The 13243-nt window shown below is 48.9% G+C and carries 9 protein-coding genes; 2 read left to right on the top strand and 7 right to left on the bottom strand.

The genetic code is table 11. The features are described 5' to 3' along the window. Nucleotides 1-29 precede the first annotated feature (29 nt). Nucleotides 30-1613, bottom strand: a complete 1584-nt coding sequence (locus ACYVD4_RS20440) for a sodium:solute symporter family transporter (protein WP_460948885.1) — start codon at nt 1611-1613, stop codon at nt 30-32. Nucleotides 1614-1675: 62 nt separating this feature from the next. On the opposite strand from ACYVD4_RS20440, the gene ACYVD4_RS20435 reads away from it, so the two are divergent. Continuing rightward, on the top strand, nt 1676-2188 hold the full coding sequence (locus ACYVD4_RS20435; protein ID WP_460948883.1) for a hypothetical protein: 513 nt from the start codon (nt 1676-1678) through the stop codon (nt 2186-2188). A 4-nt stretch (nt 2189-2192) separates the two neighbouring features. Continuing rightward, nucleotides 2193-2363, top strand: coding sequence for a hypothetical protein (locus tag ACYVD4_RS20430; protein ID WP_460948881.1), 171 nt, complete (start codon nt 2193-2195; stop codon nt 2361-2363). A gap of 40 nt (nt 2364-2403) precedes the next feature. Here ACYVD4_RS20430 and ACYVD4_RS20425 read toward each other — a convergent pair whose 3' ends face one another. The 6 genes from ACYVD4_RS20425 to ACYVD4_RS20400 all read right to left on the bottom strand — a co-directional run bounded on the left by ACYVD4_RS20425 (nt 2404) and on the right by ACYVD4_RS20400 (nt 13224). Beyond that, the gene (locus ACYVD4_RS20425) at nt 2404-3465 is read right to left on the bottom strand and encodes a Gfo/Idh/MocA family protein (protein WP_460948879.1); all 1062 of its coding nucleotides are present in this window, start codon (nt 3463-3465) and stop codon (nt 2404-2406) included. Between the two features lie 132 nt (nt 3466-3597). Next, nucleotides 3598-6102, bottom strand: coding sequence for an L-rhamnose mutarotase (locus ACYVD4_RS20420; RefSeq protein WP_460948877.1), 2505 nt, complete (start codon nt 6100-6102; stop codon nt 3598-3600). An 85-nt stretch (nt 6103-6187) separates the two neighbouring features. After that, on the bottom strand, nt 6188-9088 hold the full coding sequence (locus ACYVD4_RS20415; protein WP_460948875.1) for a glycoside hydrolase family 2 TIM barrel-domain containing protein: 2901 nt from the start codon (nt 9086-9088) through the stop codon (nt 6188-6190). A gap of 14 nt (nt 9089-9102) precedes the next feature. After that, complete coding sequence (locus ACYVD4_RS20410; protein ID WP_460949312.1) at nt 9103-10002, bottom strand: glycoside hydrolase family 43 protein; 900 nt, start codon at nt 10000-10002, stop codon at nt 9103-9105. 122 nt (nt 10003-10124) lie between these two features. Further along, complete coding sequence (locus ACYVD4_RS20405) at nt 10125-11537, bottom strand: glycoside hydrolase family 140 protein (RefSeq protein WP_460948873.1); 1413 nt, start codon at nt 11535-11537, stop codon at nt 10125-10127. A 229-nt stretch (nt 11538-11766) separates the two neighbouring features. After that, complete coding sequence (locus ACYVD4_RS20400) at nt 11767-13224, bottom strand: RagB/SusD family nutrient uptake outer membrane protein (protein ID WP_460948871.1); 1458 nt, start codon at nt 13222-13224, stop codon at nt 11767-11769. Nucleotides 13225-13243 lie beyond the last annotated feature (19 nt).

Here is a 13243-nt window from a genome sequence, read left to right as displayed (position 1 = left end):
CCCGACAATCTGATACTCAGTATACTATTTTAATGAAATGCTACGTATAACCCCACCATCACGATAGCCAGCAAAATCCAGACAATCCAGACGGTTTGAGTGGGCTTTGCCATTGTGCTACGTTCCGTTTCATCGGCTATGTATACAGATGGATTCTTATCGAGCAACGAAACCAGTATGGCGCTCAGGAATAACGTAGCAAAAATGCTGAACGACAACAGCAGGTAATGCGGCCAGAAGCTGTGTTGGGCAGCAGGGAAGACCCATAAATACAGAATGCCAATGCCCAGACTAAATACTGAACCAAGTGATAATATGGCGTTTACAGCCGTTCGTGTAGTGCGTTTCCAGAAAACGGTTAGCAGAAAAACAACAGATAGGGGCGGAGCGATGAACCCCAGTACCGACTGAAAAACGTCGAATAGATTCAGGCCTTTGATACTGTCTATTGCCAGCGCCATGCCAATGGCAAATACGCAACCTGCCAACACCGTCAGCTTCCCGACACGTATCAAATCCTTATTAGTTGCCTTTGGATTTATTTTCTTGGCGTATACGTCCATTGTAAACACCGTACTCAGCGAATTCAATGACGAGCCAATAGTACCCACTAGCACCGCAATCAGCACCACAATAACGAGTCCGTTCATACCCGGTGGAAACAGGTTTGTCACCATCGTCATGTAGGCTTCGTCGGGGTTTTTAAGATTTGGGAACAGAATAAAACACAGAATACCGGGCAGGATGAACAGCGGCAGCGACAGAATTTTGAGCCAGCCGATAAAGCTGACGCCCAGTTGCCCCTGTTCCAGATTTCGCGCGCCTAGCACCGACTGCACCATGGCCTGATCGGTGCAGAAAAACGCAATGGCGGCCACCGGATAGCCGAGCAGAATGGCAGGCCAAGGGTATTTTGTATCGCTGGCCGGGTGAATCAGACTCCAGTAATCAGTTGGCGCTTTCTGAAAAACGGCATCTAAACCACCCACTTTATTGATGCCCAGAATAGTTAATGTCAGCGATACGCCAATAAGCAACAGCATCTGAAATACGTTGACGCGCGCAATGGCTTTCAGACCGCCGGTATACGCAAATAATCCGGCAAATAGTACCAGCACAATTACTGACTGCCACATCGAAATGCCCAGAATCTGACGGACCAGAAATCCGCCCGCAAACAATCCGAGCGATAGCCACGAAATCAGGATTTTGATCAGCGCGTACCACGCCAGAATCGTTTGGGTCGATTCGCCGTAGCGTTTTCCCATAAACTCGGGCATGGTCATTACGTTGGCAGCCAGGTATTTGGGAGCAAACACGATAGCCAGTAAAAATAGAAACACAAAGGCGTACCAGTCGAAATTAATGGCGACGATTCCTGTGCTGTAGCCGATACTCGCAAATGCCAGTAGCATCGACGGCCCGACGTTGGTGCCCCACATATTGAACCCAATACTCGTCCACCCCAGCGATTTATTGGCCAGAAACAGCGTTTCGTCTCCCTGCCCTTGTTTCGGACGGCTGGCTCGATACCCGATGATTGCCAGAATGATCAGGTAAGCCAGTACGATACCGTAGTCGAGTAGGGTTAACCGGTCGGTGATGTTGTTCATGGTTTAGGAAATGCTGGCAGGTAACGATACATTTGAAAAGCCCTTATAAATTCTTTCGTTAAGTGAAAAAAGTTAAAATCTTAGCCCTTGATTTTGAAGTTGATAGATTAACCAACTCGATTGAAAATGTACGTACTGGCGAAGTTTTCGATACGGAGGTTATTAGGCTGACTGATAAGGACACGCAACAGATTAAACAAGTAAATTGGTTGTTTAACTGGCATAAAGAACTTCGGGATAAAACCAAAGAGGTCTATAAGCTCACAACGGTTAATAATCCGTCTATCATTCAAGGGCTTATTAGCATTGAAGACAAGCAGGATCACGTTTTTATGCATCTTATTTTCAATAAAGGAGCCGAAAAGGTTTACGTTGGCGTTCCGGGAAACCTTGTAGCCTATGCCTGTAAAGTATCGGTCGACAAGGGGTATGAAGGCTTTGTGGCCTTTGATGCTAAATCGGCTTTGATCAAACATTATCAGGAATCGCTTCAGGCTACTCATTTTCGTGGGTTAAGAATGTTTATTGAAACTCGTGCAGCTTTACGCTTGATTGCTCACTATTTTAAAAGCTAACGTTATGGGACTTATAAAAGAACCGCTGGAAATAGATATGTCAACTAAGTCGGAACCCTGGACTGAGCAGGAGCTGGCTGAATTCCGCGAGATCATGCAGCAGATTAAAGCCAGAAATGCGAAACAGAAAACCAACACATCGCGCCTGAAAAAGAGTGAGAAACAGAACACGTAAACGCGTGCTAGTCTGCCCTACGCCCCTTACCCGTTGCTTTTTACAAACCGTGTTCGCTCAATACGTCCTGCACCTTTATGGGCTGACCGGTTTGCAGTGATTTGTCCATCGCCTGCAAAAGTGCTACGGTGCCGATGCCTTCGCGAATGTCGGGGTAAGCGGTTTGGTTGGTTTCGAGACACGTAGCGAAATAATCGAGGTAATTCTGGTACTCGCCCGCGTGGTGGCTTTTGCCCTCAAACCGGAAATAATGCTTCAATTTATGCTCCCAGGTCTGTACAATTTCTTCGCCCGTGTTGGTTGTGATGGCATAGCGCAAATCCATGTAATCGGCCTGACTACACCCTTCCGTACCACGTAGTATACAACTCATTTCTGAGTCGCGCACGACGGGCTGGACAGGACCTGTGTACGCGCCACTCACCCGAGCGATACGTCCGTCGGTGGCTTTGAAAATGAAGTGCATGGTATCGGCGTTTTTCAGTCCGCCTTTTAACCCGTTGGCGCTGAGCATTCCGTAGCCCATCACCTCTTCAATGTTCGGCAAATACCAGCGGATAAAATCGACCGGGTGGCTCAGTCCGCCGTACAGCCACTTGAACGCATTTTCCAGCGACCAGCCTTTGGCCAGAAACCAGCGATGATCGGCGTGGTAATACCCTTCAATCGTGATCAGTTCGCCAATCAGGCCGGCTTCGAAATCACTACGTTGCTTTTTCATTGGCTCGAAAAAACGGGAACTCTGCCCGACGAACACCTTTTTACCAGTTTTTTCACTGATGTCGATTAGCTCTTTCGCTTTTGATAAATCATCAATAAATGGCTTTGTACACACGACGTGCTTACCGTGCAGCATAGCCTGTTTGGTATGTTCGGCGTGAAGATGATCGGGCGTATAAATGGCGATGACGTCGATGGTTGGATCATCGAGCAAGTCCTGATAATTCGTTGTATAGCTGTGAAAATCAAACTCTTTTTCACGTTGCTGGCACATTTCCAGTTTCTGATCGCAGACTCTGACCAGTTCATAATTCGGGCTCGACAATGCCGCCGACATCGTGCTACGTCCCTCGCCTAATCCTAAAATACCTAATCGTAACATAGTTTTGGTTTTATCATTTCTCCAATTCACCCCTCCCTAAATCCCTTCCCTTGAAAAAAGGAGAGGGACTTCACAGAGTCCGAAGACAAAGCCCCTCCCCTTATTTCAAGGGGAGGGGTTGGGGAGGGGTAATTAATTAACCACTTTCAATTCCACCCAAACCTCGCCCAGCTTTGTACCCGGAATCCCTTCCTGATATTTTTTCATTCGGGCGTTCCACTCATCGACGCGCGGGTTGTTTTCGGTGGTTTTGGGATTGAGTTTATCCAGACTTTCGCCTTTCGGAATGCTGATTACCAGCATCAGTTGCCGACCGTTTCGGTACAGAAGCAGTTGCTGAAACTGAGCATTGCAAAAGCCTTTCGATACTTCTGGCCACTTCTCAAACTGTGTTGCGTGGTAGTCCAGATATTCCTGCTGAAGCTTCGGATCGGCAACCAGATTGGCGGTTAAAATCGTGTGTTCCCAGTCACCGGAAGCGGGTCCGTTGGCGCAGTGACTGCGGTTGAATTCGTAGAACAGGTCGTAATACGTTTTGACGTTTGCGGTGGGAAACGTGGCCTTCAATCGCTCGCTGAGTACGAAAACATCGGGCACTTTGTCGAAAATAACGTAATGATTTTGCCACTGATACACCGCATTTGGATTGACCTTGCTTTTCACCAGAACCGCGTTTAATTTCTGTCTGTCAAGCGATTGGTTATCCTTCGTGGTCAACTCCACAATGACCGGATTTTCTTTGTTAATGCGCCAGTTGGCATCCATCGGCGCTTTTTCACGTAGCAAATACTGATACGTTGGCTGTAAACCCGCTTTCGTTCGGATGCTGTCGGCTACGGTCGGGCCGTTACGTTCCCAGACATTGTTGGGGCCGTTGGCGTTTTGCAGGTATTTTTCCGAAGGCGTCCAGTTGTCTCTGATCGTGAAATACGACGAACCTTCGTCGGTATAGAGATAAAACCAATGCGCAGGCAAATGTGCGTAAGGCGCTTTATAGACGCTGTCGATGTAGTTTTCGGCGATGATCGAACCGGGTTGCGCGGAGAGCGTATAAATGGCGGCTGCATCGTACATGTGTTTGGCGTAGCGATGTATTTTGTTTGCCACGACCTTGTTATTGCGCATGGCGTTGATGGTGCGTGTCCAGCCCCATCCCATACTAATCCCGCTATAACCGACTTCGCTGATGTCGTTGTGTTCAATGTTGATACTGCGAACGTAACCCGCCCCGATGCCTACCGCTCCCCAATCTTCATTCGTTACGTTGGTAATCAGGTTGTTGCTGATGACCAGATTCGTACACACTTCCCGCTCATCGCTGGGATTGTAAGGTAAGTGAATCTCCGTGGCTTCGTCGGCAAAAACACCCACTTGAATGCCCGTTCCGCCAATGTCGCTGAACAGATTTCCGCGAATCAGATTGTGCTGAACGCCTTTGTGATAATCCAGACCCGTAGCGGCCAGGTGTTCAAATCGGCAGTTTTCGAACGTAGTGTGCTGCGCAAAATTGACATCGACCCCCGCAGACGGGCGACCTACCCACGCCTGATTTTCGAGCGTTTTTTTATCGGCCGTTCCGGGAATTTTCAGTTTGTAGGCATCGAGCATCGGCAAACCGGCCTGATGCGGTACGTGCCCCTGCTGCGATGGACGTAGCCAACTCGTGTGCTGAAAAGAAACTCCTTTGAACGCTACGTTGGTTACGGGATAATCAATCGTTCCGGCGATACGTACCAGCGTTTCGAGCGCGGGAGCAATGACCTGAGCAGTGACGATATTTTCGTTCGGACGCGGGATGTAATAGATTTTTTCGGCTTTACTGTCCAGAAACCACTCGCCCGGCTGGTTCAGAAACTGAATGGCGTTGGTCAGATAAAAGGCGGAGTTACCCGTTTCTTTGGAAATCCAGGGCGCGGGCCACGGATGCTCCGATTGAATCCGGCTTTCGGGCTGATGAAACCATAGTTTGGCACTATCTCCCTGTACGTCAATCCGTTTGACGCGCAGATTCGCAATTGCCCACCACTGATGAATGAGCATTTCCAGTCCGTCGGCCTTCGACAGATCGTTGAATTTTGGGACCGGAATCCAGCAGGTTTGCTCCTGTTTATTCCACGACAGAATCCGGTTCATGAGCGGGTACGGCGTGTCTTTGGCACGTATCGCTTTGTCGCCGTTCACCCACAACTGCCGAAATTCCAAGAGTCGTCCACCTACTTTCGGCGCATCAGCCACCCAGACTTTCCCAGCCGCTTCTTTCGGCAAACCCGCTACGTTACCTGTCAGTTTTTGCCAGTTTTTGATCGCTACGCCACCACTCAAAACCGGCTTCTCATTCGGAGCCGCTTCAATAATCGTGGGGCTGGCAGACGTTCCCGAATCCTCTGGTCGAATGAAAACGGGTTCGCTCAACGCATACAAACCGTTACGTAGGTAAATGTGCGCGCCGTTCGCTACGCTTGCATCATTCAGCCGTCGTAATTCGCGAACCTTACGAATCGCCAGTTGCAAACTCGCCATCGGCTTTTCTTTCGTTCCCGCATTCGCATCCGACCCATCCGGCGCGACCCAGATTTCAGCCTGTTGCGCCAGAAGAAGTGAAGGAAAGAGATAGAGTATGATAAAGACAAATTTCATAAGACTGTTAGAATTAATAGAACGCTGATTTTTATGATGATTATGATCTGTGTAAATCATAATCATCATAAAAATCAGCGTTCCATCACTTCCCCGAAAAGTCAAAATACAACGTCATTTCGATAGCGCGGGCGGGTTCTTTTTCGTAATCGTAAAACGCATATTTCTGGCCCATTGGTCCGGTGGTTTCGTTCCGTTGGGTTTTCGTTCCGATGCTGGGAATTCCCTGCATGAACGAAATGTCGCCCGACGGAAAAATGGGTTCGTAGTTGTGCCACTGGTCGGTTTTCCAGGCGGGTGTGAAGAGTCGGAAAAATACATCCTCGTTCTCGGTCGCTACGGTAAACGGATTGCCATTGGCTTCAAATCGACACCAGTACATATTGGCGTGATAGCCTTTAAATTCAGGGTAAACCAGCGGTTGTTCGCCGGTTTCGGTGTTGTTATAGGTTTTGTTCCAGACGCCCAGGGCACCACCTTTCAGCCGATTTTTCCAGACGCGGTAAGGCCCTTTGCCCATCCACGTAACGGCTTTCATCTCTTTTTCGGGAAACGAAAAATTGACCCCGTTCATAAACGTGAAATAGGCATTCGGGAAATAGCGCACCTTCATTTTTACCCAACCCGACGGATAAATAGTCCATTGTAACGTATTGAAAGCCGTTTTTCGGTCGAAGGTCGATTCGATGATAAGATTTTTACCGTCGCTACGTTGTGTGAAGTTGCTGAAATTGTTGGCGGCTTCCTGCAAAATTGGTCCGTTGGTCAGCAACACGTTTCCATTGGCATTCGAAACCTGACGTAACGCGCCGTTCCGCCTGCTGATTGATACCTGAATGCCGTTTGCTACTACGTTATACAGAGAATCGGTTTCGGTGAGTGCTACGTTGCCCGCGTCTTCGGTTTTTACCAGTGATGCCGCTACGTTGGTTGGCAGCGAAATCGCGAAACTCCACGTGAACAGCTCGCGTTTGTGTGGGTCGATGGCGGTGATGTACAGAAAATCGTAACCCTTCCAATCCGTTGGCAGATTGGCTTTTAGCAACCCTTTCTCCAGCGGTTTCAGATTCGGCGACGTAACGGCAAATGTCTTTTCAACGGGCTTCGCTACGTTGTATGGCCTGGAGACTTTTACCAGTTTTCCGGTAAACGAGCACTGCGCTACGTTAGTATAATGATAGCGGTTCTCAATCGGGAACGTACCGTCGAACGAGGGCGTAATTTCCCGGCGTGCCAGCTTTATGGGCGACCAGACTTCCTTGATCGTAAAGAAACTGCCTTCCTTTTCCCGATACGGCCCTACGATGCCATCGGCCCCGCGATTTTTGTCCGTATCGAGCGGGCCTTTTCCATTGTTCAGATCGGTACGTACTACGCCCTGATCGGCAAAATCCCAGAGGAAACCACCGGCCGCCAGGGGTTCGTGCCACATCGTTTCCCAGTAATCATCCAGCCCCGCGCCGTGACCGCCATCGTACATACCATGCAGAAACTCGGTGGGTAACGTAATGGAATGGCCCAGGTTGTAGTTGCCAATTCCGTAGTTGAATTCGCGGTAATGCTGCGTATCAAAACCGTTGAAATCTTCCCAGGCATGCAGTACGTGCCGTTTCTGAATATCCTGGGCGAAAAGCGCGTCGAGCTCGCGATTATGACCCCCCTCGTTGCCGTTGATCCAGCCAATCACCGACGGATGATTGACGTCGTGCGTAATGAGTTCGTTGAGCAGTTTCGTTCCGGTGGGCGTGTCGTAATGGCCGTGCCAACCCGCCAGTTCATCGAATACGAACAGGCCCAGCGAATCGCAAACGTCCAGAAAATGATCGTCGGGCGGGTAGTGCGACATTCGGACGGCGTTCATGTTCATGTCTTTCATCAGATTCACGTCCAGCACGCTGATTTTTTTGCTCAGCGCCCGGCCCGATGTTGGCCAGAACGAATGCCGGTTTACACCCTTAAGCTTGATTTTTGTACCATTGACGTAAATACCGTCTCGCTGTCTGATCTCCACCGTCCGAAAACCGAACGTCTTTGTTACAACATGAACGGGCTTGCCAGCCTGCCGTAACTGGAACTCAACTTTGTAACGATTCGGTGTTTCGGAAGTCCATAACAGCGGGTTGTGAATCATTTTTGTCAACGTAACAGACTTGGTTCCGGCACCGATTTTTTCGGTAAACGGTGTACCGACCTTTTGCCCGGACGTAGTGAATAGCTGGGCCGCTACGTCGGTCGCTTTGCTGCTTGTGTTCAGTTGAAGCTGGGCCATAAACGTACCGTTCGCTTTGGCGTCAATTGCTACGTTCGCTACGTGATCGGCGGGAAGAATTTCGAGATAAACGGGCCGGAAGATGCCGCCGAAAATCCAGAAATCGCCCTTGCGTTCGGCTTCGTTGACCGATGCGTTGGCGGAGTGTTTCGATACGGTCGCTTCGAGCAAATTACTTGCGCCATAATTGAGTAAATCCGTTACGTCGTAGTTGAAGGCGTAGTACGCTCCCTGATGAATTGGCCCGGCTGACTTACCGTTTATTTTTACGTCGACGTCGGTCATAACGCCCTCAAAAACAAGGTTTATGCGTTTGCCTTTCCACGTAGTGGGAGCCTGAAAGTCGTATTTATAAAGTCCCTGTTCCTTGCCCTTCGCGCTGTCTTTCGCAAAGCCATAATTGTATTTTCCGAAGCCCTGCAACTCCCAGTTCGACGGTACAGGAATGGTCGTCCACCTGCCCGAATTTTGTCCGGCCGTGCAGTAGAATTGCCAGTTCACGGTGTTGTCGTTCCCCGTTCCTGACAGGTAGCGTTTTTCCGTTTGCTGGGCTTGAGCGAACTGAGCGAGGGAAAGCAGTAAGATTATGACCCCACCCCAACCCCTGCCCCTGAAAACAGGGGAGGGGCTTAAAACAACCCGGAGGCAAAGCCCCTCCCCTGTTTTCAGGGGCAGGGGTTGGGGTGGGGCTTCTAAGTGTATTGGTCTGAAATTCATTAAAAATGATATTGTTACTCTTTCAACAATCCCTTCAAAATCGTTTTCTTCGCTTTGAAAATCGTACCGTGTTTGTGGCCTTCCGGAATGGCTATTTCTGACTTCACATCGGTAAAGGTTTTGAAGTCGCGGGTTCTGACAGCATCGTAGGTTTTATCCTGATACGAATCGAAATAGATCAGCCACTCGTTACCGACTTTAGCCACGGATGGGCCTTCGGTAAATTTCTTCGTGAAGGGCGCCGATACGTTCGTAAATGGACCGGTTGGTTTATTGCCGAAGGCTACTTTGATGTTACGTTCCGGGCGGGTATTATCTTTCAGAACCAGTACGTAATCAGACGATTTGCGCTTCACAATCACGGCGTCGATCACGCTGAATTTTGGATCGAGAAAGAGTTTAGTCGGTGCGAACGTAGTGAAATCTTTGGTCGTCGTGTAGTACATCCGGTGGTTGTTGTTCTCGTCTTCAACACCCCGTTCAAAGCGGTTGGGGATCGTTGATGCCCAGATGATCACAAATTCGTTGGCTTCGTCGTCGTAAAACAGTTCGGGTGCCCAGACATTCACGGTTGTAGGCTCGTGTTCCATTACCGGAAGAAATCGCTCCGGCGACCAGTGAATCAGGTCTTTAGAGCTGGCATAACCAAAGCCTTTGTCGCCTTTCCAACTACTCGTCCAGACCAGATGAAACGTACCGTCTTTCCCCTTTGCCATCGACGGGTCTCGCATCACTTTCTGACTGCCGATTTCGGGTTTCAGAAACGTGCGATTTAGATCGGTCCATTTGTAGCCATCGTAGCTATAGAGCATCCGAAGTCCTTCGTTTGCAGGCTCATGGAAGGACGTGAACATGTACACATCTTTGGAGCAGGACGTGAGGAGGAAAAGGAGAACCGTAGCGATATACCCCACCCTAAATCCTTCCCCTTGAAATAAGGGGAGGGACTTTAAAACGACTGAGGGCAAGTCCCTCCCTTGTTTTTCAGGAGAGGGCGGTCCGGCGGTCCGGTTGGAGCGGGATTGACTTATGGTCTTCATTTCTTCTGAATAACTAATACCCAGTCGTTGCCATTTTTGGGTTCGGCGGGTGGGTTGAACTCCTTAATACCTGTGTTTGCTACGTCGCCAATGGCGGTTGTTTTGCCATCGCGCGGGCTGAACCACGACGCTGCTACGTTGTCGCCGGGAAGTTGGCCCATATTCAGTTTGATGTTACGTCCGGTATATGTGTAAATCAGCGCGTGATCCGGGCCGCGACTGGCGACCAGATAATCGTATCGTTCGCCCTGATTGGCGATGAGCGATTGATCAGGGACGCGGTCGAAAAAGGAGTGAGCCAGCATTAGATTTTTTAGGTGAACCATCTGATTCGCTCCCGGCGAATCAAGTGCTTTTGTCCAGTCGTCGATGGCTCCAAACGAACTCTTTTTGTCGCCTTTTCTATAAAACTGCATGATCGAATTATGCCCGTAGGTGTAACCGAATGCACCTGACAGAACGGACCAGTATCCATATCGACGCACATCATCGGCTGTCCAGCGCGGGTCTTCAGGATTGTGCAAACCGTGTGGAATCTGCTCATAAGACGGCTCGCCGTCGATAGTTGGTTTGGTTGGTTTCAAGGCTAAATCGTATTGGATATGCCGCCAGTTGTCTTCACCGTAATGCTGTTTGTCTTTTGCCGACGTGTCTTGTGCGTACGATTTATGACCCGATTGCACCATGTTGAAATCTAGCCACGGCTCATTATGGAACCACTCCGTAGAGGAAGAACGTCCGCGCGGATGGAACGTAATGAGATGGGTTGAATCAAGTTGATTAATGGTGTTGCCAATCGTTTTCCAGACTTCCAGCGAGTCGTTGCCTTTGATGTCGCCCCCGTCCAGCCAGATGATGTTTGGCCGGTTCTTGTAGCGATTGGCAATGAAATCGGCATAAGCTTTGGCGCGCTCCTGATTGACGCGCTTACTTTTTACATTGTTGCCCCAAAGTGGTACAAGTGCCATGTAAATCCCTTTTTCGGCCGCTTTATCGACCACAAAATCAACGTGATCCCAGAAATCGTACTGCGTTGAATCGGTAAACGAACTCCCCTCCGTTAGTTTGGGCGTGGCAATATTTTTACCAACCAATGCAGAATCGCCGTAAACGTTAGTGGCACCTAACGTATGAAGCACCATTACCTGAACCACATTGAAGCCTTTTTGCTTCCGGTTTTCCAGATACGTTTCGGCTTCTTCACGGTTTAATCGAGTAAATAACAGCCAGCCCGTATCACCCAGCCAGAAAAATGGTTTGTTGTCGCCCTGCGCCACAAAGCGATTATTATCGGAAACCTTCAATTGGTTTGGATCGGTTTCGTCAGCCTTTTTTTCGGATGTACAAGCCCAAAAAGTAGCTAGAAAGAAGACAAAGCTTAAGGCTCGGTAAAAACTACAAATTCGCATGTACAAAGAATGCGTTTTTTTAGTGTTGCATTCTGTATGATTTTTTCGATGGATTGTATGATTTTATCAGCCATGTATTTTTCTGAAATGGCCCATAGTTATGGTCATTCGGATAGGTTCTCAGCTTATTTACCCCTAAATCCCCTGAAGGGGACTTTGTTCAAATGCGAGCAAAGTTCCCTTCAGGGGATTTAGGGGTGTTCGTGTGTGAAAACTATCTGTACACAGCCTAATACCCCGGATTTTGCGTGATAGCTTCGTTTTGAGTCCGTACAATTTGCGGAATGGGCCACAGCAATTTCGTCTGGCTGATAGCTTTGCCTTTTGCCGTCAGTACGGTAATGGCGCGGTTCGTACGCTTCAGATCGAACCAGCGATTGAACTCAATTGCCAACTCTACCCGACGTTCGTGTTCGATGGCTAAATCGAGTGTAGCATATTTGGCTGATGGATACGTAGCGTCGCCGAATTTAGGAAGTTTAGAACGAGTCCGAACCAGATTTAGGTACGTAGCGTCGCCGGTCGCTTCAGTCAGAAGCAGTAGCGCGTCGGCATAACGTAGTATCATGAAGTTGTTGTTAGACAATGGGTTGCCGCCAACCTGTGTCGCTTTTGTATCGGTCCATTTGATGGTATATTTCTGCGCAACATACGTACCAGCGTTGTTGTAGCCCGGTGCAATTGACAAATCCCGACGAGGGTCGTTCGCTTCGTATTCGTTAAACAGATCGTCGGTTACCTGATTCATACCACCGCCGTAGAAGCCCAGCGTATTGGTATTTGGGTAAAAGAATTGATAGTAACGGCTATAGGGTGCCGACGCATTTCCGCCCAGAAACTGAACCTCAAAAATCGATTCTTTCGTATTTTTCACACTTGGCCCCCACAAATCGGCATAGTTAGGGAGCAACGAATATTGATTACTATCATACAGACTTTTTAGTACTGTAGCCGCCGATGTTTTGTCGCCCAGAGTAAGGTAAACCTTTCCCAAAAGCAGTTGAGCGGCCCCTTTCGATGCCCGACCCGCCATTGTAACCGCCGATGCCAGTGGAAGCTTATCAACGGCAAACTGGAGGTCTTTTTTGATCTGATCATAGATGGCAGTTTGTGGCGAACGTAGCACCGCATAACTCTGCTCACCAGTTAACGGAGTGGTTACGAGCGGCACATCGCCCCAGAGCTGAACCATGTTAAAATAGTATAATCCACGAAGGAACATCATCTGCGCTTTCACGCCGTCTTTATACGTAGCGTCGAGGGTTGCGCCTTCAATTTTATCGAGTACAATGTTGGCGTTGAAAATGGCTTTGTAATATTCCTGCCAGAACTGATACACCATCGTATTCGACGTAGCGAGGCTGTAATCTTTAAATTGCCATTTATCGGCCTGAATTCCCGAAATGTTGAACATAATGGCGTTATCGCTCATTTGCTCGTTGGCGTACGAAACCGCACCTTCGGGATGATAAATTGTGTAGAGCGACGCATAGGCTGCGTTGACGGCCAGCTCGAAATCGTCTCTCGACCGGAAGTTATCGGCCGTTGGGTTAGAGAGGGGCTTCAGTTCCAGAAATGATTCTTTGCAACCCGTTGCTAACAGGCCAACGCAAAGAAGTGTAAGAAGTGATTTTATGGTTTTCATCGGATTAAAGAGCGAATGAGTGAATGAGCGAAAGAGTGCCATAATGGACAAATACGACTAA

It is taken from the genome of Spirosoma daeguense, from assembly GCF_054776875.1.
The sequence above is the reverse complement of the archived record's forward strand: the minus strand, read 5'-3'. Positions and strand labels throughout refer to the sequence as shown.